At 68.0% G+C, this 19,286-nt stretch carries 19 protein-coding genes; 10 read left to right on the forward strand and 9 right to left on the reverse strand.

The window, feature by feature from the left end; translation table 11 throughout:
* Positions 1–153: 153 nt before the first annotated feature.
* Positions 154–1,821 (forward strand): heparinase II/III family protein, encoded by a 1,668-nt coding sequence (locus tag CRT60_RS22915; protein WP_098738895.1) that lies wholly within the window; start codon positions 154–156, stop codon positions 1,819–1,821.
* Positions 1,822–2,092: 271 nt separating this feature from the next.
* A complete protein-coding gene (gene purH, locus CRT60_RS22920; RefSeq protein ID WP_098738896.1) occupies positions 2,093–3,697 on the forward strand; it encodes a bifunctional phosphoribosylaminoimidazolecarboxamide formyltransferase/IMP cyclohydrolase in 1,605 nt (534 codons plus the stop codon).
* Positions 3,698–3,741: 44 nt separating this feature from the next.
* On the opposite strand, the gene CRT60_RS22925 is transcribed toward purH, so the two are convergent.
* The 5 genes from CRT60_RS22925 to CRT60_RS22945 form a co-directional block, all read right to left on the reverse strand.
* Positions 3,742–4,638 carry an RNA polymerase factor sigma-32 gene (locus CRT60_RS22925; protein WP_098738897.1) on the reverse strand — a complete coding sequence of 299 codons (897 nt, stop codon included), beginning with the start codon at positions 4,636–4,638 and terminating at the stop codon, positions 3,742–3,744.
* A gap of 300 nt (positions 4,639–4,938) precedes the next feature.
* Complete coding sequence (locus CRT60_RS22930) at positions 4,939–5,934, reverse strand: metallophosphoesterase family protein (protein ID WP_098738898.1); 996 nt, start codon at positions 5,932–5,934, stop codon at positions 4,939–4,941.
* A 190-nt stretch (positions 5,935–6,124) separates the two neighbouring features.
* Positions 6,125–6,625, reverse strand: coding sequence for a CarD family transcriptional regulator (locus CRT60_RS22935; RefSeq protein WP_014248912.1), 501 nt, complete (start codon positions 6,623–6,625; stop codon positions 6,125–6,127).
* 367 nt (positions 6,626–6,992) lie between these two features.
* Entirely contained in the window at positions 6,993–7,322 is a 330-nt protein-coding gene (gene fdxA, locus CRT60_RS22940; protein ID WP_098738899.1) for a ferredoxin FdxA, read from the reverse strand.
* Positions 7,323–7,462: 140 nt separating this feature from the next.
* Entirely contained in the window at positions 7,463–8,407 is a 945-nt protein-coding gene (locus CRT60_RS22945) for a LysR family transcriptional regulator (RefSeq protein ID WP_098738900.1), read from the reverse strand.
* A gap of 195 nt (positions 8,408–8,602) precedes the next feature.
* Here CRT60_RS22945 and CRT60_RS22950 point away from each other — a divergent pair, with 195 nt between their 5' ends.
* Positions 8,603–9,820 carry a YbfB/YjiJ family MFS transporter gene (locus CRT60_RS22950; RefSeq protein ID WP_098738901.1) on the forward strand — a complete coding sequence of 406 codons (1,218 nt, stop codon included), beginning with the start codon at positions 8,603–8,605 and terminating at the stop codon, positions 9,818–9,820.
* 152 nt (positions 9,821–9,972) lie between these two features.
* Positions 9,973–10,383 (forward strand): CBS domain-containing protein, encoded by a 411-nt coding sequence (locus CRT60_RS22955; protein WP_109048118.1) that lies wholly within the window; start codon positions 9,973–9,975, stop codon positions 10,381–10,383.
* A gap of 41 nt (positions 10,384–10,424) precedes the next feature.
* Here CRT60_RS22955 and CRT60_RS22960 read toward each other — a convergent pair whose 3' ends face one another.
* Entirely contained in the window at positions 10,425–11,144 is a 720-nt protein-coding gene (locus CRT60_RS22960; RefSeq protein ID WP_098738903.1) for a TerC family protein, read from the reverse strand.
* Positions 11,145–11,382: 238 nt separating this feature from the next.
* Positions 11,383–11,640 carry a hypothetical protein gene (locus CRT60_RS22965; protein ID WP_098738904.1) on the reverse strand — a complete coding sequence of 86 codons (258 nt, stop codon included), beginning with the start codon at positions 11,638–11,640 and terminating at the stop codon, positions 11,383–11,385.
* Positions 11,641–11,985: 345 nt separating this feature from the next.
* Here CRT60_RS22965 and nhaA point away from each other — a divergent pair, with 345 nt between their 5' ends.
* From nhaA to hemN, 3 genes are all read left to right on the forward strand, one after another.
* Positions 11,986–13,188 carry a Na+/H+ antiporter NhaA gene (nhaA, locus tag CRT60_RS22970; protein WP_098738905.1) on the forward strand — a complete coding sequence of 401 codons (1,203 nt, stop codon included), beginning with the start codon at positions 11,986–11,988 and terminating at the stop codon, positions 13,186–13,188.
* A 190-nt stretch (positions 13,189–13,378) separates the two neighbouring features.
* A complete protein-coding gene (locus CRT60_RS22975) occupies positions 13,379–13,813 on the forward strand; it encodes a DUF4112 domain-containing protein (protein WP_098738906.1) in 435 nt (144 codons plus the stop codon).
* An 83-nt stretch (positions 13,814–13,896) separates the two neighbouring features.
* Positions 13,897–15,324: an oxygen-independent coproporphyrinogen III oxidase gene (gene hemN / locus CRT60_RS22980; RefSeq protein ID WP_098738907.1), complete on the forward strand. Its 1,428-nt coding sequence runs from the start codon at positions 13,897–13,899 to the stop codon at positions 15,322–15,324.
* A 104-nt stretch (positions 15,325–15,428) separates the two neighbouring features.
* Here hemN and CRT60_RS22985 read toward each other — a convergent pair whose 3' ends face one another.
* Positions 15,429–16,145: an EF-hand domain-containing protein gene (locus tag CRT60_RS22985; RefSeq protein ID WP_098738908.1), complete on the reverse strand. Its 717-nt coding sequence runs from the start codon at positions 16,143–16,145 to the stop codon at positions 15,429–15,431.
* Between the two features lie 275 nt (positions 16,146–16,420).
* Between CRT60_RS22985 and CRT60_RS22990 the strand changes: the two genes are divergently transcribed.
* The gene (locus CRT60_RS22990; protein WP_098738909.1) at positions 16,421–16,873 is read left to right on the forward strand and encodes an SH3 domain-containing protein; all 453 of its coding nucleotides are present in this window, start codon (positions 16,421–16,423) and stop codon (positions 16,871–16,873) included.
* 124 nt (positions 16,874–16,997) lie between these two features.
* Positions 16,998–17,921: an ImuA family protein gene (locus tag CRT60_RS22995; protein WP_098738910.1), complete on the forward strand. Its 924-nt coding sequence runs from the start codon at positions 16,998–17,000 to the stop codon at positions 17,919–17,921.
* Here the strand turns inward: CRT60_RS22995 and CRT60_RS23000 are convergent.
* Complete coding sequence (locus tag CRT60_RS23000) at positions 17,915–18,097, reverse strand: hypothetical protein (protein WP_098738911.1); 183 nt, start codon at positions 18,095–18,097, stop codon at positions 17,915–17,917. The two genes, CRT60_RS22995 and CRT60_RS23000, sit on opposite strands and share 7 nt — an antisense overlap.
* Before the next feature lie 360 nt (positions 18,098–18,457).
* On the opposite strand from CRT60_RS23000, the gene CRT60_RS23005 reads away from it, so the two are divergent.
* Positions 18,458–19,156, forward strand: a complete 699-nt coding sequence (locus CRT60_RS23005; RefSeq protein ID WP_280177240.1) for a tRNA-uridine aminocarboxypropyltransferase — start codon at positions 18,458–18,460, stop codon at positions 19,154–19,156.
* Positions 19,157–19,286 lie beyond the last annotated feature (130 nt).

The raw sequence follows: 19,286 nt of genomic DNA on the forward strand, positions 1-19,286 counted from the left end.
TCCGCACCGCGGGATAAATCCCAGCCCTGCCTTGCGGTGCGGGCGGCGAATTGATACGACACGAGCCATGCTTCCGTCCGCGTTCTCCCGCACCGCATCATCACCCTCCGCCGGCTGCCGACGCCGCTTGCGGTCCTGAAGGAGTCGGCGCAGATGGGCGACGGGAACGGACGGTTTCGCAGTGGCATGGCGCGCCTTGCCTATGGGAACCCCCTCTACGCCCTGATGCTGGGCGGCAAGGCGCCGGGCGCGCTGGCGGTGATCCCGCCCGATCCCTGGCCGGGCGATACCGATAACGGCAACGCCATGCTGGCCGGCCGGATGAACTTCGCTGGCCAGCCGGTCATGGTCGACCCCAACGGTGCGCCCAACTGGCGGCCCCAGGGCGTCAGCCCCGGCTGGCTGCGCGCCGCCCACGGCTTCGAATGGCTGCGCGACCTGCGCGCGGTCGGCGGCGACACCGCGCGGCGCCGGGCGCGGGTGCTGGTGTGGTCCTGGCTGGACCAGAACGGCGGCTGGCATTCGCAGAGCTGGGCACCCGACGTGCTGGGCATGCGGCTGTCCAGTTGGATCGGTCTGCATGATTTCTACTGCGCGTCCGCCGACGACGAGTTCCGCGCCCGGGTGTTCGAGAGCATGGCCCGCCAGCTTCGCCACCTGCTGCGGGTGGCGCCGGCCAAGCTGGACGGCGAGCGGCTGATCGGCGCGATCAAGGGCCTGCTCTACGGCGGCTATTGCCTGCCCGACCAGGACAAGGCGGCGCGGGAGGCGTTGCGCCTGCTCGACAAGGAGCTGCCCCGCCAGATCCTGCCCGACGGCGGCCATGTGGAGCGCAACCCGTCGATCCAGATGCGGGTGCTGCGCGACCTGATCGACATGCGCGCCGTCTTGCGCGTCGCGAAGGAGGAGGTGCCGGAAACCCTCCAGCACGCCATCGACCGCATGACGCCGGCCCTGCGCTTCTTCCGCCATGTCGATGGCGGGCTCGCCCTTTTCAACGGCGGGCGGGAGGAGGAGCCGGCGCTGATCGACACGGTGCTGGCCCAGGCCGATGCCCGCGGCCGCCCGCTGAAAAGCGCGCCGCACACCGGCTTCGAGCGTCTGCTCGCCGGGCGCACGCTGGTTCTGCTCGACACCGGCGCGCCGCCGCCGGCCGGGCTGGACCGCACCGCCCATGCCGGCACCCTGTCGATGGAGGTTTCCGTCAACAAGGAGCGGCTGATCGTCAATTGCGGCAGCCACCCGTCCCAGCGCGGCCCGTGGCGCGCGGCGCTGGCCGGCACCTCCGCCCACTCGACCATGGCGGTCGCCGACACCAATTCGTCGGAGGTACTGGAGAAGGGCGGGCTCGGGCGCCGGCCGACGCATGTCAGCTGCGAACGCCAGGAATCGGACGGGGCCATGCTGGTGGTGGCAACCCACAACGGCTACAGCAAGGGCTTCGGCCTGCTGCACCGCCGCCGCGTCTATCTGGCCGACAATGGCGAGGATCTGCGCGGCGAGGACACGCTGGAACCGGTGATTGGCGCCACGCCCCAGCCGCAGCCCTACGCCATCCGCTTCCACCTTCACCCCAATGTCCAGGTCGTTCCGGTTCAGGCGCAGGGCAATGGCGGCAACGATCAGGTGCTGCTGCGTCTGCCCAGCGGCAATGCCTGGCGCATGCGGGTGACCGGCGCCGTGCTGGAGGTGGCGGAGAGCGTCTATCTCGGCAGCGGGGAGGAGCCCCGCCGCACCCGGCAGATCATGATGCAGGGACAATGCGGACCCGAAGGGCTGACGGTGAAATGGGCCTTGCGCCGCGAGCGCAAGGCGGCGTAAATCGCGCCCATCCGCGGTGGCCGGGCCTATTCCCTTCGGGAGGGGCGTGGAAACACGGATGAACACGGGATTTTGGGGCACGGACGACCACGGGACTCTTCACGCCGTGCTTATCCATGTCCGTCCGGGCCGGGATCGGCCGGGCGGACGCGGATAAGCACGGCTGAGCGGCATTTCCGTGGTCGTCCGTGCTTTTCTTCTTCCGTGCTTGTCCGGGTCTCCCCGGTTGCCTGCGGCCTTATGCAATTCCCGCAGCGATCAGGATGACGCCATGAGCCCGCCCAAAGCCAACCATGCCCCCGCTCCCGACAAGGTCCGCATCGCCCGCGCCCTGATTTCCGTGTCCGACAAGGCCGGTCTGGTGGAGCTGGGCAAGGCGCTCGCCGCCCGTGGTGTCGAGATCCTGTCGACCGGCGGCTCGGCCCAGCGTCTGGCTGAGGCTGGCGTGCCGGTCAAGGAGGTCTCCGACCACACCGGCTTCCCGGAAATCATGGATGGCCGCGTCAAGACCCTGCATCCGCGCGTCCATGGCGGCATCCTGGCCCGCCGCGACATCCACGCCGACGCGATGGCGCAGCACGACATCCCCGGCATCGATCTGGTGGTGGTCAACCTCTACCCGTTCGAGGCAACGGTCGCCAAGGGCGCTGCCTATGACGACTGTGTCGAGAACATCGACATCGGCGGGCCGGCGATGATCCGCGCCGCCGCCAAGAACCACGATTTCGTCGCCATCGTCACCGAGCCGTCCGACTACGAGGCGGTGATGGACGAGCTGGCGACCCATGACGGCTGCGTCACACTGGCCCTGCGCCGCAAGCTGGCCCAGCGCGCCTATGCCCGCACCGCCGCCTACGATGCCGCCATCTCCACCTGGCTGGCCGGCCAGCTGGGCGAGACCTTCCCGCCGCGCACCACCCTGTCGGGCTCGCTTGCCCAGACCCTGCGCTATGGCGAGAACCCGCACCAGCAGGCGGCCTTCTACGTCACCGGCGAGAAGCGTCCGGGCGTCGCCACCGCCGTGCAGTTGCAGGGCAAGGAGCTGTCCTACAACAACCTGAACGACACCGACGCCGCTTTCGAGCTGGTGGCGGAGTTCGGGCAGCCGGCCGTCGCCATCATCAAGCACGCCAACCCCTGCGGCGTGGCGCAAGGGTCGAACCTGCTGGAGGCCTACAAGTCGGCCCTGCTGTGCGATCCGGTCAGTGCCTTCGGCGGCATCATCGCCGTCAACCGCAGCCTGGACGCCGAGACGGCCGAGGAGATCTCCAAGCTGTTCGCCGAGGTGGTGATCGCCCCCGACGCCGACGAGGCCGCCCGCGCACTGCTGGCGACCAAGAAGAACCTGCGCGTGCTGCTGACTAAGGACGTGCCGAATCCGGCCGAGCCCGGCATGATGATCAAGCAGCTGTCGGGCGGCTTCCTGTTGCAGAACCGCGACAGCGGCCGCATCGACCCGGCCGAGCTGAAGGTCGTCACCAAGCGCGCGCCGACCGAACAGGAGCTGGCCGACCTGCTGTTCGCCTTCCGCGTCGCCAAGCACGTCAAGTCGAACGCCATCGTCTACGCAAAGAACGGCGCCACTGTGGGCGTCGGTGCCGGCCAGATGAGCCGTGTCGATTCGGCCCGTATCGCCGCCATCAAGTCGGGTGAAGCCGCCAAGGCCGCCGGCCTGTCGGAGCCGTTGACCAAGGGCTCTGTGGTTGCGTCGGACGCCTTCTTCCCCTTCGCCGACGGCCTGCTGGCCGCGGCGGAAGCGGGGGTGACGGCGGTGATCCAGCCGGGCGGCTCGATCCGCGACAACGACGTGATCGCCGCCGCGGACGAGAAGGGTCTGGCGATGGTGCTGACCGGAATGCGGCACTTCCGGCATTGATGATGTGAAACGGGCCCTCTCCCCTCAGGGGGGAGGGCTCTTTCTCACGCCTCGGCCAGCAGGTCGTCGGAATCCTCGACCCGCTTCAGCATCGACTGCCGCAGTTTCAGCAGCGCCCGGTGCTCCAGCTGGCGCACGCGCTCCTTGCTGACGCCCAGTTCGCGGCCAAGTTCCTCCAGCGTGGCGCCTTCCTCGCGCAGGCGGCGTTCGCGGATGATGGTGCGTTCGCGTGGGCTCAGTTCACCCAGCGCCTCCGCCAGCCATTGCGACCGCGTGCTGGCGTCGCGCATGCCGATCACCACATCCTCGGGCGAGGGGCGCTGGTCGGCCAGGAAATCCTGCCAGTCGTCGTCGGAGCCGTCGGCCACCGGCGTGTTCAGCGACTGGTCGGAACCGGACAGGCGCATCTCCATCGCCTCGACCTCGGATACCTCGACCTTCAGTTCGCCGGCGATCCACTCGCGGCCTTCCCTGGTCAGGGGCGCACCGCTGCCGTTCTGGGTGGCGCTGTCGATCTTGGCACGCAGCCGGCGCAGGTTGAAGAACAGGGATTTCTGCGCGGCGGTGGTGCCGGTCCGCACGATCGACCAGTTGCGCAGGATGTAGTCCTGCATGGCCGAGCGGATCCACCAGGCGGCGTAGGTGGAGAAACGCACCTCGCGGTCGGGTTCGAAGCGGCTGGCCGCCTGCATCAGGCCGACATTGCCCTCCTGGACGAGATCGCCCATCGGCAGGCCGTAATTGCGGAACCGCGATGCGGTCGCCACCACCAGACGGGTGTATGCCCGGACCAGGTGATGCAGGGCGCGTTCGTCGTTGCCCTCACGCCATTTTCGGGCGAGATCGAATTCGTGGTCGCGCGACAGCAACGGCTCGCGCATGGATGCCTTGATGAAGCTCAGATTTGCACGCTGAGTCTCCGGATCGTCGATGTATGCCATCCGTCCCTTCCTTCCCGTCTGGGCGGCATCGTGTTCCTTCGCATATCCCCGTACTATCGGGTCTTCGCCGCTTTGCCGCCTGCCCCCGGTCGATGCCGTCGGGTTAAGACAACAAGCATGAGCGCGCCCTGTTGCGAAATCATACGCAGGTGTAGGGGGAGCGGATCACCGGAGAGGCAAAGGAATTTTTCCGGCGACCCGTTTATGGGTGGCCGGTGAGGGACGGAGAGCGGAAACTCTTCACTGTTATTGCGCGAAGTTATGGTCGGACGGAGCGATCCGGCAGAACCTGAGGTTGGGTCAGGCCTGGAAAAGGTCCAGCATCTCACCGAAAGAATCGAAGCAGGCGCAGACGAGGTAGCCACCGCGGCCGCAGCCGCCGTCGAGCGTCACCGTTGCCGGTCCGACACCGACGCCGGGGCTTTCCGGCATCCAGTTGGGGTCGTAGCCGCGCACCAGACGGCTGAAACCGCCATAGGGCTGCTCCAGCCGGGCGAAGCCGGCGCTGCCCCACCAGAAGGCGTCGCCCTGGCCGGTCAACGGGCGGCGGGGATCGATGCCGGAATTGACCAGCAGCAGGCTTCCGCCGCCGCGGCTGCTGCCGGTCCAGCCCTCGCCGTCCCCAGCGTCCTTCGAAAGCCCGTCGGAGGAGCCGTCATCCGCAGCCCCGCCCTGCGAGGCCGCGCCGCCGGTGTAGGCTGCACGGCGCAGCGCGTTGAACAGCTGTTCATGACCGGGTCTCGCGGCCACCGCCTGCCGGAGTTCACGCGTCCAGCGGCCCAGCATCACCGCTCCGCCGCGTGCCGCCGCCATGCCGGCATCGAGATGACCGCCATAGGCCGCCAGCGTCGGCGCAACGCCCTGGCGCAGCATCCAGTCCAGCACGGTGCGCGGGTCGGGAGCGAAATGGAGTTGCAGCAACTTCTGCCACATCTCCTCCTGCTGGCCGCGCAGGTAGACGATGTCGGACGCGATCATGCCCGGCATCGCCAGCAGGGCGATGCGGAAGGCAAGCAGCCGGTCGATGGTTTCCACCACCTGCTCGCCGAAGCCGATCATGTTGCCGAGATAGACCAGCCGGTCGCCGGGGCGGAAGCGCTGGCCGATGGCCTGATGGATCAAGTCCAGCCGGTCCGGCTGTGCGTGGATGGCGCCGATGGCCCAGACCCGGCGCGGCCGGCCGAGCGACGTGAAACGGCTGTCGTCCTCAAGGGCACCGACAAGGGCGCCGGCACCGGGGCCGGCAGGTCGGTTGGTCCGGCGGTTGGGAAGACCAAGGCGCGGCGGCAGACCCAAACTCGATTCCCTTCGGCGTCGTTCGCGAAGTCGTTCCGACGCTGTCCGCCGGAAGGCGGCCGGAGTTTAGGCGTGTCATGCCGTGGAAACAAAGGCGAAAAACGAGACGGGCGCGCGGCGTGACGTAGCAGCCGCGCGCCCGTTCGTGTCACGGACGTATATAAGGAGCCCGAAAAACCGGGACCCGGAATCAAGCGGCCTTGGACAGCACCGATTCCAGACGCTCCGTCGCCTTGGTCTCGTCGATCTTCTCGACGGCGGCCAGTTCGCGGGCCAGACGCTCCAGGGCGGCCTGATAGATCTGGCGCTCGCTGTAGGACTGGTCGGACTGGTCGGCACCGCGGTACAGGTCGCGCACCACCTCAGCGATGGACACCGGATCGCCGGAGTTGATCTTGGCCTCATACTCCTGGGCGCGGCGGCTCCACATGGTGCGGCGGACGCGCGAACGGCCCTGCAGTGTCTCCAGCGCGACCTTGATCCGGTCCTTGGAGGACAGGCGGCGCAGGCCGGCGTTGCGGGCCTTGGTAACCGGAACCTTGAGCGTCATGCGCTCTTTCTCGAACGTGATCGCGTAGAGTTGAACCTCGAGTCCGGCAATGCTGTGGGTCTCGATCCCTTCGACCCGACCGACGCCATGAGCCGGATAAACGACGAAGTCACCGGCTTCGAAGTCAAGCTTGTTCGACATGTGGATTGGCTCTCACTTCTCGCGATCACGCCATTTTGCCGCCCCGGTGGAAGGGACGAAAAAGGACCCCGGACGATTATGGCGCCGTGGGGATGGGACCCATCCACGACGATCACAAAAGCCACAGGTCCTGGAACGATGGGAAAACCGGCAATGGCGCGAAGGCCGGCTCCGGGCGCGCATTATAGCGATGTTACGCCCGAGTTACAAAGGGAACGCGCAATCCATCGGGCGGAAATCGTCCATCGCCCGGCCATGGCCGCCCCGTCGATTTTGCATAGCAACATCGATTGGTGCAATCGGTTGATGTGGCCCGACTCGAAAAATCCTACTCGGATCGGGGGCCGGGCCGCATCGTCACTCGGTCTCAGCCCGCCTTGGGTGAGAAATACTTCTCGAATTTGCCGTCCACACCCTTGAACTCGTCGGCGTCGGCTGGCGCGTCCTTCTTGCGGGTGATGTTCGGCCATTGGCCGGAATAGTCGCGGTTCATCTCCAGCCACTTGGTCGCGCGGTCGTCGGTGTCGGGGACGATCGCCTCGGCCGGGCATTCCGGCTCGCACACGCCGCAGTCGATGCACTCGTCCGGGTGGATGACCAGCATGTTCTCACCCTCGTAGAAGCAATCCACGGGGCAGACTTCGACGCAGTCGGTGTACTTGCACTTGATGCAGCCGTCGGTGACGACGTAGGGCATGATCTCTTCTCCGCTGTTCCGGCCCGCGGTGCCAGCCGCGCGTCCGTGGTCCCGCTATCGCCCATCGGGGCCGGTCGGAGCCGTTTCCCAGGAATAGGGCACGCGCATGGCACAGGGCCGGATGGCCAACCCGCGCCTGCCTAGCACGCCGCCGATGAGCCGTTCAACCCTGCGCGTGATGTGGGCGACGCTGTCGCACCCTGCATTGCGCCATTCACGGCGATGGCCGGGCCGGGGGCTTGCGAGAACGCCTCCATGAAGGCGCGCAGGCTGGCGGTTTCGATGGCGTCGGAACGCCGCACGAACTGGGTCGGCATGCGGGCCAGCGCGTCGGGCAGCGGCCGGGCCGCCAGCAGGTCGCGCCAGGGATTGCGCTCGACGACGGCGCGCGGGATGACCGTCACCCCCATGCCGGCGCCGACGCAGCCCAGGATGGCGTCCAGCGCCCCGAACTCCATGACCCGGAAGGGCACGCGACCGGCCTCGCGCATCGCCATCTCCGCCCGGCCGCGATAGGCGCAGGCCCGGCCGAAGGCGATCAGAGTGCGGCGCGCGGACTCGGTGGTCAGGCCGGCAGCCGGTTCGGCCAGCACCAGCTCCTCGTCGAAGATGCGCCGGGCGATCAGCTCGGGGTGGGCGACCTCACCGCCGACGAAGGCGCCGTCCAGCCGTCCCGCCAGCACGTCCGCCAGCAGAGTCTCGGTCGGGCCGGGGGTGATGGTCAGATCCACGTCGGGATGGTCGCGGTGGAAGCGGGCCAGGACCGGCGGCAGGCGCACCGCGGCGGTCGATTCCATGCTGCCCACCGCCAGCCGGCCGCCGCGCCCGGCCGCTTCCGCCACGGCGTCGCGGGCCTGGGCGACCAGCCGCAGCACCCGGTCGGCATAGCCGCTGAGCACCCGCCCGGCCGGCGTCGGCTCCATCCCCCGGCTGAGGCGGAGGAACAGGTCGACGCCCAGATCCTCCTCAAGCCGCTTGATCCGCGCGGTGACGTTGGACTGCACGCAGTTCAGCGCCTCCGCCGCCCGGCTGACGCTTCCGGTGTCGGCGACCGCCTTCACCACCCGCAAACCGGCCAGATCCATCGCGAGGCCTCCTTCCACTTCCTGTGCATGGCACCCATCACTGAAAGTGGAGCTTATCATCAGAACATTTCATTGGAAATGAGGGCGGGGCCGCGGCCATGATGGACGCCAAATCAATTGGCCCACCGGACGGTTCGTTCTGTCGAACAGTTCCCGGTCAAAGGAGCCGGCCGAAAAAACGAGAGGGCGTGGATCATGGTGCGGGTGCTGGTTGGCGGCCTGATCGGGCTTGCCATCGCAATGGGTGTCGCGCGATTCGCCTTCACCCCGATCCTGCCGGCGATGCAGGAGGCCACCGGGCTGCGGGCCGACGGGGCGGGGCTGCTCGCCTCTCTGAACTATCTGGGCTATTTCGTCGGCGCGTTGGGCGCCGGGCTGGTGCCGCATGGCGCCACGCGGACGGCGGTGTACCGGCTGTCGCTGCTGGTCAGCGTCGCCACAACCGCGGCGATGGGGTTGGAACTGGGCGATGCCGGGCAGGCGATGCCGGTTTGGCTGGTCCTGCGCTTCCTGTCGGGGGCCTCGAGCGCCGGCATCTTCATCCTGGGCATCGCCATGGTGTTGGACACGCTGACCCGCCGGGGCGGCGAACGCTTCGCCGGCTGGCTCTACACCGGGGTGGGGCTGGGCATTGCATCGTCGGGTCTGTTCGTCGCGCTGTTCGGCGAGCGGCTGGGCTGGGCCGGCGACTGGCTGGCCCTGGGGGCGATCTGCGCGGTGCTTGGGCTGATGCCCGGCCTCTGGGTGCGCGACCCGCCGCAGCCGCCGCAGTCCGTCATGGCCGGGGCGGCGGGAGATGCCGGTCCGGCCCGGCGGGGTGGGCTGTCGGCGCCGCTCCTGCTGCTGACGCTCGCCTATTTCCTGGAAGGCGGCGGCTACATCGTGTCGGCCACCTTCCTGGTGTCGATCCTGAAGACCGATCCCGGCACCGCCGCAGTGGGCGAGGCTGCCTGGATGGTGGCCGGGCTGGGGGCGATGGGCGCCGGGGTGTTCTGGGCCGCGGTCGCCCGCCGGTCGAACAGCTGGTGCTCGCTGATCCTGGCGCACCTGACCCAGGCCGTCGCCATCCTGCTGCCGATGACCGGATCGCCGACAGTGGCGGTCATTTCGGCGCTGCTGTTCGGCGGCACCTTCGTCGGCATCGTCTCCCAGGCTTTCGCGCTGGGGCGGCAGCTGTCGGCCGGTGCCTCGGCCCGGGTGGTCGGGGCGCTGACCGCCGCCTATGGGCTTGGGCAGATCATCGGGCCGCTGCCGGCCGGGCTGGTGGTGACCCGCACCGGCAGCTTCAATGCCGTGCTGCTGGGGGCCGCTGCCGTGGTGGTGCTGGGCGCGCTGCTGCTGGCGCTGGGCATGGCGATCGCCGGTCGGCAGTCGTCGGCGGGGTCGGCATTCGCCTCGCCCAAAGCGTCATGAGGGGAAATGCGTCATGAGGAGAAACGCTTCGTAAGTATTCGAAAGGTCTGCCTGCGACAATCGGCGCCGGATTTGCTGCGATGCCGTTGTTCTCCCCGATCGTTTGCTTTGGCTACAGTCTGGTCCACAACAACCAGATCCCGGGGGAGTCGATGAAACGCAAGCTGGTTCCGGACGTCGTGAAGTCGCAGGAACTGATCCTGGTGCCGGAGGATACCTCCGTCGCCACGGTGTCGAAGATGATGGCCGACAAGAACATCGGCGCGGTGCTGGTGGTGGACCACGGCGCCCTGATCGGCATTGTCACCGAGCGCGACCTGAACAACAAGGTGCTGTCCAAGGATCTCGACCCGTCGTCGGTGGAGGTCGGTGCGGTGATGACCCGCAACCCCGACAGCCTGCCGCCCGACGCCGACGCGGTCGATGCGCTGAAGCTGATGCATGACAAGCATTACCGCCACCTGCCCATCACCCAGGGCAAGCGCGCGGTCGGCATCGTTTCGATCCGCGACCTGTTCAAGGTCGCCTACGAGCACCTGATGGCCGAACGCGCCGAGGCGTGACGGGGGAAGGGGCGTCGTGACCGGCGCCCCCTTTCCCTCCGTCAGTGCGCCACGCTGCGCTTGCGCCGGGCCAGCAGGTTCAGCGCCTCCACCAGGGTGGAGAAGGCGATGGCGAAGTACAGGTAGCCCTTGGGGATGTGGAAGCCCAAGCCGTCCGCCACCAGCGCCACGCCGACCAGCAGCAGGAAGGACAGCGCCAGCATCTTCACCGTGACGTGACGGTTGACGAAATCGCCGACCGGGCCCGAGGCGAACAGCATCACCGCCATGGCGATGACGACGGCGGCGACCATCACCGGCAGATGGTCGGACATGCCGACCGCGGTGATGACGCTGTCGAGCGAGAAGACGATGTCCAGGAACATGATCTGGACGACCACCGAGGTGAAGGTGGCGTGCTTGGGCGCCGATCCGCCCTCCTCATGGCCTTCGACGGTGTGGTGGATTTCCAGCGTGCCCTTGGCCAGCAGGAACAGGCCGCCGAGGATCAGGATCAGGTCGCGGCCCGACACATCCCAGCCGGCGACGGTGAACAGCGGCTGGGTCAACTGCGCCACCCAGGCGATGGAGGCCAGCAGCGCCAGGCGGGTCAGCAGGGCCAGCGCCAGCCCGACGCGCCGCGCGCTGTGCTGCCGTTCGGGCGGCAGCTTCGACGCCATGATCGAGATGAATATGATGTTGTCGATGCCCAGCACGATCTCCAACGCGGTCAACGTCAGAAGGCTGGCCCAGACATTCGGGTCGGAGAGCAGGTCGAGCATGTAGGGGCGGGGCTCCGGCAGTCAGATGGCGGCAATCGGGTGGCGGTGGCCAGATGGGTGCAACCGACAGGCTTCACGCCGGCACCGCGGGGCGCCAGCGTGACCGCGACCACATGAGGTCGGCCCCGGCCCGCTGCAAGGGGCCAGTTCCATTTTCCCGCCTCTCTGCTCCTCCGACTTGCCGGCCTTTTACCGGCGTCTTACCGCCCTTTTGCCGCCGGTCCCGGGTCGGTGCGTTTCATCTCCAGAAGGTTGCCGCCCGCTGTCCTGCCGCCGTGCCGGGGATGCGGCCGAAAGGGGCCGGGTCGGCGTGCTCCACCTCGTGCCGCTCGACGGTCCGTCGGGTGGCCGTCCTGCTGTCGGTCCGCTCGCTCCAGGCGCGTCGGCGGATCGCCATCTGAAGTCGGCAATCCTGGGAGCAGTAGAAGGGAGCCGGGCCGCGGGCGGACGTGCGGACGAAGGGCCTGCCGCAGCAGGCGCAATAAAGTGTGGTCATGGTCGTTTCCTCCGGAACGGGCGGCCGTTTGCCGGCCTTGCCCAGAGCCTTGCGGCTGATCGTCCAACGGATGACCGGCCTTCGGCTCTTCTGATGCTGTTGGATGAATTGTGTCGGCTGTTCTCGGGCATTGCCAGCGATCAAAAGACATAAGCCCGCATGACCTCAAGTATTCGAGGCCGAAATTTGGAATGACAGCAGCAGCTTAGATCCACAGGCGCGTCAATTCGCCGCGATGCTCTGGCATTCGTCCGTACAGGGATTTTTCGGCGTCGGCATCTTTTAACGGAAGCCTGACGGTGCCATCTGTTCCTTTCGACCAATTGACCGGAAAGACGAGACGCGATGACGCTGAGACGCCTCGCCACCTTCCTGAAAACCGAAAGCGCCAGCGGCGTGGTCCTGATGATTGCGGCGGTGCTCGCCCTGCTCTGGGCGAACTCGCCGGCGGCCCCGCTCTACGATGCGATCCTGGCGATGAAGGTGGCGGTGACGGCCGGCGGCGTCGGGTTGGACAAGCCGCTGATCCTGTGGATCAACGACGGACTGATGGCGATCTTCTTCCTGCTGGTCGGGCTGGAGATCAAGCGCGAGGTGCTGGAGGGCGAGCTGTCCAGCCCGGCCAAGGCGATGCTGCCCGGCATCGCGGCTTTGGGCGGCATGGCGGTGCCGGCGCTGGTCTATTGCCTGTTCGCCCAGGCCGAACCGGGCGCCCTGCAGGGCTGGGCGATCCCGGCCGCCACCGACATCGCCTTCGCGCTCGGTGTGCTGGCCCTGCTGGGCAACCGGGTCCCCAGCAGCCTGCGCGTCTTCCTGCTGGCGCTGGCGATCATGGACGATCTGGGCGCCATCGTGATCATCGCCATCTTCTACAGCCACGGTCTGGTGCCGCTGGCGCTGGGCCTGGCGGCGGCATCGGCGGTCGGCCTGTGGCTGCTGAACCGGGCCGGAGTGCGGTCGCTGACGCCCTATCTGGTGCTGGGGCTGATCCTGTGGGTGTGCGTGCTGAAATCGGGCATCCACGCGACGCTGGCCGGCGTGGTGCTGGCCTTCGCCATTCCCCTGCGGGCGGACGACCGCGCCGGCAAGCGAGCGCCGGACGCGCCGCTCCATCGGCTGGAACATGCGCTGCACCCGTGGGTGGCCTTCCTGATCATGCCGGTCTTCGCGCTCGCCAATGCCGGCGTGCCGCTCGACGGCATCACCCCTGCCAGCCTGCTGGAGCCGGTGCCGCTGGGCATCGCGCTCGGCCTGTTCCTGGGCAAGCAGGCGGGTGTCTTCCTGGCGGTGTGGATCGCCGTGCGGACCGGCGTGGTCGAGCGGCCGGCCCGCGCCAGCTGGGGCCAGATCTACGGCGTCGCCGTGCTGACCGGCATCGGCTTCACCATGAGCCTGTTCATCGGGACGCTGGCCTTCGCCGATCCGCATCATGCGGTGGCGGTGCGGCTGGGCGTGCTGACCGGCTCGCTTGCCTCGGCACTGGCCGGCTATGCGCTGCTCCATGCCGCCGGCAGTGCGCGGGCGCGTGAGGTGGCGCGGGCAAGCTGAGATCCGCCGGGCAGGAATCGCCCATCATAGGAGCGCCTATGCGAGCGCCGTCGGCGGCAGGCCGGCATGGTGTCTGCTGGATTCGCGAACTTTGTGCCCGGAGGGTGGAACCGCCGGGGGGATCGGTGGGTTCTTCCCTTGCGGGGAGTCGCGCTGCTGGCGCGGGACCGCCTGATCGGGGGGACATGCGATGATCGACGCCATCCGCACACGCCGGCACGCCGTTGCCGAAGCGCCGCCGCCGGGCGCCACAGGCGGTTCGGTCCCCATCGATTTCCAGCGGCTGGAGCGGCTTCGCCGCCTGACCCGGTTGATGGACACCCGCTGGCGCATTCCCTTCACCCGCATCCCCATCGGGCTGGACGGCATCGCCAGCGTGGTTCCGGTCGCCGGCGACACGGTGACGGCGTTCGTTTCCGCCTACATCATCATGGAGGCCGCCCGCTTCGACCTGCCGAAGACGCTGGTGGCCCGCATGGTCTTCAACGTGCTGCTGGACTGGGCAGGCGGCTCGGTCCCGGTGCTGGGCACCGTGTTCGACATCGCCTTCAAGGCCAACCGGATGAACCTGAACCTGCTGCACGAGCATCTGGAACAGCGTCTGGCCGCCGCCGCGAAGCGCTGAAGCGGCAGCCGCCGAAAGGTGGCTCTTTCCGATCTTGACGTGGATCAAGGCAGGGGTGGGGTGGCTGCGGCACTCTGTCGCTCATGAACGCCATCACCGCCCTGGCCGTTTCGCCGGCCCCCGCCAACCCGTCCCATTCCCATGGTGTCGCCCACGGTGTCGACGCCGCGCTGCTCGCCAAGTATGACGGGCTGCGGGTGCCGCGTTACACCAGCTACCCGACTGCGCCGCACTTCACGCCAGAGGTGAACGGCGACGTTTACGGTGGCTGGCTGGAGGCGATCGAGCCGTCCCGCTCGGGATCGCTCTACCTGCATGTCCCCTTCTGCCAGAAGATGTGCTGGTACTGCGGCTGCCACACCAAGATCGTCGCCCGCTACGAGCCGATCGCGGAGTATCTCGACCATATGCGGCGCGAGATCGCCATGGTGGCCGACCGCATTCCCGGCCGTCTGGCGGTGCGCCACATCCATTTCGGCGGCGGCACCCCGACCATGATGAAGCCCGACGATTTCGAGGCGATGATCGCGCTGCTGCTCAGGCGCTTCGACGTCGCCGACGATGCCGAACTGGCGGTGGAGATCGATCCCCGCACCCTGACGGCGGAGATGGCGTCTGCGATGGGCCGCGCCGGGGTCAACCGCGCCTCGCTGGGCGTGCAGGATTTCGACGAGACGGTGCAGCAGGCGATCAACCGCGTCCAGCCGCGCGCCGTCACCGAGCAGGCGCTGGCCTGGCTGAAGGATGCCGGCATCGCCAGCGTCAACCTGGACCTGATGTACGGCCTGCCGCACCAGTCGGTGGAGAGCGTCGCCCGCTCCGCCGAGATTGCGCTGGAGATGGCGCCCGACCGGCTGTCGGTCTTCGGCTATGCCCATGTGCCGTGGATGAAGACCCACCAGAAGAAGATCGACGAGTCGGTTCTGGCCGGTTCGCTCGGCCGCTGGGAGCAGTTCGCCGCCATCGCCGACACGCTGTCGGCCGCTGGCTACAGCGCCATCGGTCTCGACCATTTCGCCCGCCCCGGCGACGAGCTGGCGGTGCAGCAGGAGGAAGGACGGCTGGGCCGCAACTTCCAGGGCTACACCACCGACGATGCCGAGACTTTGCTGGGCTTCGGCTCCTCCTCCATCGGCGCGCTGCCGCAGGGCTACGTTCAGAACGCCGTGCCCTTCGACCATTACGCCACCGCCATCGAGGAGGGCCGCCTGCCCACCGGCAAGGGCATCGCGCTGACCCAGGACGACAAGGTGCGGCGCGACCTGATCATGCGGCTGATGTGCGACCTGTCGGTCGACACCGCCGCCATCGCCCGGGCCCACGGCTTGCCCGAGTCCGCCTTCGACGCGGAGTTGGAGGGCATGGCCGATCTGGTCGCCGACGGCGTCGCGGTGGTGGATGGCCGCCGAATCCATGTGCCGGAGAGCGCCCGTCCGCTGATGCGCATCGTTGCCGCCCGCTTCGACACCCACCTGTCCAAGGGCGCCGGACGGCACAGCCGGGCGGTTTGACGGCAATCGGAGAAAGTTGGGCGGAGAAAGTCGGGCAAAAGAAAAGGCGGCCGGCGCCACCCGCCGACCGCCTTTCCCCGTGCCGCGCATCCGAACCCACAAGGCTACGCGGCAACCTCGTTGATGCCCTGCATCAATGTCCGCAGCATGTCGCCGCTGAGGCGGTTGGATGTGACGCCACCCGTCTGCTGCTGCATGCCACCATAGGCGGCCATCCGTTCCTGTTCCGACACATAGCCGTCCTTGTTGGTGTCCAGCGGGTCGTAGCCGGTCGTGCCGCCGGCCGCCGCAGTACTTGAAGACGCGGTACCGGAAGACGAGGCTGACGATGTCGAAGACGTGCTGCCGCTGTCCGAAGCGCTGGCGGTGCCGCCTGCCATACCGGCATCATTGGCGGGCGGGGGTGGGGGCGGCGGGCGGTTGGCGTCGGCCTGTTTCAGCGCGCTGCTCAACTCGTCCTGGGAAATCGACCCGTCTTCGTCGCTGTCCAGGCTGGAATAGAGGGTCTGGGCGAACTGCTGCTGCATCGCGCTCGCCTGCTCCTGCGCCGCCAGCAGGGCGCTGCCGCTGCCATAGTCGAACTGGCTGGCGAAGGAGCTGAACTCGGTCGTGCTGAGCGAGCCGTTGCTGTCGCTGTCCAGGCTGCCGATCAGGCCATCGACGGCTGATGACAGCTTCCCGCTGTCGGAGGCGGCCGAGGTGCCGCCGAGCGCGCCCAGCAACTCGTCCTTGGACAGCGCCGAGTCGCTGTCGGCATCCGCCTTGGAGAAGAATTTCTGAAGCGTCGCCGCGCTGTTGGAACTGCCGAGGGAGGAGATCATGGCCGGATGCCCCCGTTAAGGTGCCGTCGTGATGGTCAAGATACGCGGGGCAGCCTAGGACTCCTGCGCCGAACGGCGCCGGAAAAGATCGGATTTGAGATAATTCTTCAAGACCGGGAGGCGTGCCTCAAAAAGCGCATAGCGAACCTGGCTGCGCTGCGGTGGCGAAGAGGAGGCTGCGTCCTGTATGGTCGCGCCGAAGGTCCACAACCCACCCGTTTACCCTCTCCGTTCGTCCTGTTCCTGCAAAGCACCGTTCCATCTCAAGGTGAGCGATGATCCGGCGTCTGCGTACCCTTCCCTTGATGGTGGCCCTGGCCACGCTGATGGTTCCCGGCTGCATGCCGTACCAGCGGACCCCCAATCCGCCGACCGTGCGGACCGCGCCCGATACCGGAACCGGGCTTGAGCCGATCTATGGGGAGTGGCAGGTGGACAAGCCGACGCCGGCCTATGCCCAGCCGGCGGGCGGCTCGGGCGTCATCGCCACGCTTGGGGCGGGTCAGGCGGTCACCACGCTGGGCCGGGTGCGCAACAGCGACTGGGTGGCGGTGAAGGTCGGCGGCTCCACCGCCTATGTCCGGCTGCATCTGCTGAGCCTGAAGGGCAACACGCCGCGCGGCACCCGCGGCACCTCCACCACTCTGGCCAAGCCCGTCGACAATGCCGGCCCGACCATCAAGGCCGCCCCGCGCGGCAAGATCGGCGCAGCGCCAATCGCCAACTGATCCCAGCGACAGCTGACTTCAGGACAGGCGACCCGAAAACAAGACAGGAGTCGCAGGCTCCCCCTCGATGCGCGTTCATGATAGAACGTATCAGGAACATATGCCTGTCGAACGGAGCCGAGTCATGCCTGTGCCATTGTCCTCCCCCCCATCTGCGGATGCGGCGCCGCGCGACCGTGCCGGACTGCTGGCCGACCTGCGCGCACGCATCCGGCGGATCGAGGGGGCGGGCGGGGAAGGGGGGCGGACCCTGGCGTTCGGCATCGACTCGGTCGACGGCCATCTGCCGGACGGTGGGCTGCCGCTTGGCTGCCTGCATGCGGTGGCTGCGGACGCCCCGGGGGCGGGCACCGGATTCGCCGTGGCGCTGCTGGCCCGGCTGGCGACCCCGAAAAGGCCGGCGCTGTGGATCCTGCGCGGGCGCGACCTGTATGCCCCGGGGCTGGCGGCCTATGGGCTGACGCCCGACCGGCTGGTCGCGGTGCGGGCGGTGCGGCCGGTCGATGCGCTGTGGGCGATGGAGGAGGCGCTGCGCTGCTCCACCCTGTCGGCGGTGCTGGGCGAGCTGGAAGGACTGGACCTGACCGCCAGCCGGCGGCTGCAGCTTGCCGCCGAGTCTTCGGGGGTGACCGGCTTCCTGATGGACGCGAGCGCCGGGGCATCGGACGGGCGTAACCTGCGGGTGGCGGGCGGGCGGGCGGAAGGGCTCAGCGCCGCGGTCACCCGCTGGCGATTGGATGCCGTCCCCAGTCTGGATGAGGAGGGGGATGCGGCGCCACGCCCGGCCGGAGGCCCGCCGGGGCTGGGAATGCCGCGCTGGTCGGTCATGCTGGAGCGCTGCCGGGGCGGGCGTCCAGGCCGCTGGACCCTCGCCTGGGACGGGCAGGGCTGGCACGACGTGGGGAAAGAGGATCGAAGCGGCCTTCGGCAGACCGCAGGACGCGAGGCGGGCCTATGGCCGGCCGGGCATCCGATGTCCGACACCCGACAGAATCGTTTGTCGGATCACCGCAAACCGGCCGTCACCAAGCTGACTGCCGGTCAGTAGTCGGTCGCCCAGTCGGGCTCGCGGCGGCCGGGCTGCTCCGACCCTTCCGGCTCGGTCATCCAGCGCGGGTCATCCGCGTCCATCGGGGCATAGAGCGGGAGCTGGCGGGCGAACTCCGCGCTGTCGGCATCGCGGCGCTGCTTCAGCAGGCGGTCGGCAAGGTGGGCGGGCAGCATGGCAGGTCTCCTTCTGAGCGCCGGATGGCACCGTGGATCAGCCTGACTAAGGCCGGTCCTGGCCCACCCGTCGTCCTGTTTGCCTGGATAATAACTACGCAAGTTCCAGGCCAGCTGTTAAGCGCGTCACACGAGTTCCATGACACACGACTAAGTCTCTACAAACGGTTTATACGAAGCCACTTGAACCCACATGAACAGGTATGACACGAGGGAGTCTTGAGAGGGGATCTGTCGTACGCGCCGTGGCGGCCATCGCTCTTCGGTGAGCATCGCCGTCCTCGATGTGAGATGTGTTCCCTTCCGCGTCGTTCCAACCCATATTCGCGGACAATCCCCTTCAAGGAATGCGTACCTCCCATGCACAGCGCCTCCATACCCGACTCCTGCCCGAAATGCCTAAAGCCTAATCATCTGTGCATTTGCGAGGCAGTGCAGCCGATCGACAACGGCGTCTTCCTGCTGATCCTGCAGCATCCGCAGGAGAAGCGGGAAAATCTCGGCACCGCCCAGATCGCCCATCTGCAATTCACCAACTCGATGGTGAAGGTCGGGCTGAGCTGGCCGGGCCTGAAGCGCATCCTGGGGCGCGAGGTCGATCCCAGGCGCTGGGGCGTTCTGTATCTCGGTCCGGTGAAGGATGGCGGCGCTCCCCGGCCGGAGGTTGCGGTGGTCGACAAGAACGGCCAGCCGCTGCGCGACAGTGCCGGGATTCTGGGCGATCTGGAGGGGATCGTCATCCTGGACGGCACCTGGAGCCAAGCCAAGACCTTGTGGTGGCGCAATGCCTGGCTGCTGAAATGCCACCGCATCGTGCTGAATCCGCAATTCCGCTCCCTTTACGGGCAGGCACGCAAGGAACCGCGGCGCGACAGCGTCTCCACCCTGGAGGCCGGCGCCTTCGTGCTGTCGCGGCTGGAGGGCGACCAGAGCATCATGGACACCGCGCTGAAGCCCTTCTCGCTGCTGCTGAAGAAGCTGCGCGGCCCCCGTCCGCGTCCGGCGCGGCCGGCCGATGAGGCCGCCCGGGCCGAGGGGGAGGCCGGCGGAGAGGAGTGATGGCCGGGCACCGGCACCGAATGTGATGATCTCGTACACGAACGGTTGTCGGGTTGACGGCGGCGGGGCGGCGGGTGCCAAATGCGGCTCCCCAGCCCCTGTGTTTTCCCCTCCGCAATCGAACGAGAGA

The sequence above is a fragment of the Azospirillum palustre genome (assembly GCF_002573965.1).
GTDB classification, from domain to species: Bacteria; Pseudomonadota; Alphaproteobacteria; order Azospirillales; family Azospirillaceae; genus Azospirillum; species Azospirillum palustre.

Coding starts and splice junctions, on each gene's coding strand:
- CRT60_RS22915 (WP_098738895.1), top strand. CDS start 154: ATGGGCGACGGGAACGGACGGTTTCGCAGTGGCATGGCGCGCCTTGCC.
- purH (WP_098738896.1), top strand. CDS start 2,093: ATGAGCCCGCCCAAAGCCAACCATGCCCCCGCTCCCGACAAGGTCCGC.
- CRT60_RS22925 (WP_098738897.1), bottom strand. CDS start 4,638: ATGGCATACATCGACGATCCGGAGACTCAGCGTGCAAATCTGAGCTTC.
- CRT60_RS22935 (WP_014248912.1), bottom strand. CDS start 6,625: ATGTCGAACAAGCTTGACTTCGAAGCCGGTGACTTCGTCGTTTATCCG.
- fdxA (WP_098738899.1), bottom strand. CDS start 7,322: ATGCCCTACGTCGTCACCGACGGCTGCATCAAGTGCAAGTACACCGAC.
- CRT60_RS22945 (WP_098738900.1), bottom strand. CDS start 8,407: ATGGATCTGGCCGGTTTGCGGGTGGTGAAGGCGGTCGCCGACACCGGA.
- CRT60_RS22950 (WP_098738901.1), top strand. CDS start 8,603: ATGGTGCGGGTGCTGGTTGGCGGCCTGATCGGGCTTGCCATCGCAATG.
- CRT60_RS22955 (WP_109048118.1), top strand. CDS start 9,973: ATGAAACGCAAGCTGGTTCCGGACGTCGTGAAGTCGCAGGAACTGATC.
- CRT60_RS22960 (WP_098738903.1), bottom strand. CDS start 11,144: ATGCTCGACCTGCTCTCCGACCCGAATGTCTGGGCCAGCCTTCTGACG.
- CRT60_RS22965 (WP_098738904.1), bottom strand. CDS start 11,640: ATGACCACACTTTATTGCGCCTGCTGCGGCAGGCCCTTCGTCCGCACG.
- nhaA (WP_098738905.1), top strand. CDS start 11,986: ATGACGCTGAGACGCCTCGCCACCTTCCTGAAAACCGAAAGCGCCAGC.
- CRT60_RS22975 (WP_098738906.1), top strand. CDS start 13,379: ATGATCGACGCCATCCGCACACGCCGGCACGCCGTTGCCGAAGCGCCG.
- hemN (WP_098738907.1), top strand. CDS start 13,897: ATGAACGCCATCACCGCCCTGGCCGTTTCGCCGGCCCCCGCCAACCCG.
- CRT60_RS22985 (WP_098738908.1), bottom strand. CDS start 16,145: ATGATCTCCTCCCTCGGCAGTTCCAACAGCGCGGCGACGCTTCAGAAA.
- CRT60_RS22990 (WP_098738909.1), top strand. CDS start 16,421: ATGATCCGGCGTCTGCGTACCCTTCCCTTGATGGTGGCCCTGGCCACG.
- CRT60_RS22995 (WP_098738910.1), top strand. CDS start 16,998: ATGCCTGTGCCATTGTCCTCCCCCCCATCTGCGGATGCGGCGCCGCGC.
- CRT60_RS23000 (WP_098738911.1), bottom strand. CDS start 18,097: ATGCTGCCCGCCCACCTTGCCGACCGCCTGCTGAAGCAGCGCCGCGAT.
- CRT60_RS23005 (WP_280177240.1), top strand. CDS start 18,458: ATGCACAGCGCCTCCATACCCGACTCCTGCCCGAAATGCCTAAAGCCT.